This window comes from Variovorax boronicumulans, assembly GCF_019352895.1.
Taxonomy (GTDB): Bacteria; Pseudomonadota; Gammaproteobacteria; order Burkholderiales; family Burkholderiaceae_C; genus Variovorax; species Variovorax boronicumulans_A.
On record NZ_JAAAFX010000004.1, the window covers coordinates 2,368,099 to 2,368,474 of the forward strand.

The window sequence follows — 376 nt, forward strand, 5'->3', positions numbered from 1 at the left end:
TTCAGCGCCGAGGCGTTCCTGCGGGCTGCCGTGGGCTACTTCGCAAGCATGGGCGTCACGATCGAGCGGGTGCTGACTGACAACGGCATGTCGTTCCGCTCGGGGCTGTTCGGCGAGGCATGCCTGGAGCTGGGCATCGGGCAGAAGTTCACCAGAGCGTATCGCCCGCAGACCAACGGCAAGGCCGAACGCTTCATCCAGTCCGCGCTGCGCGAATGGGCCTATGGCCACGCCTACGCGAACTCAGACCAGCGCCGCGAGGCCCTGCCTGTGTGGAATCACTTCTACAACTGGCACCGGCCGCACCACGGCATCAATCTCGTGGCCCCCGTCTCGCGTCTCTCGATGTCTCGTAAGAACCTCTTGACACTTCACA

The 376-nt window shown here is 63.8% G+C and carries 1 protein-coding gene; it reads left to right on the forward strand.

All coding sequences use genetic code 11. The features are described from left to right. A partial coding sequence (locus tag K0H49_RS30575; RefSeq protein ID WP_374122342.1) for an integrase core domain-containing protein occupies positions 1 to 376 on the forward strand: 376 nt, incomplete at both ends.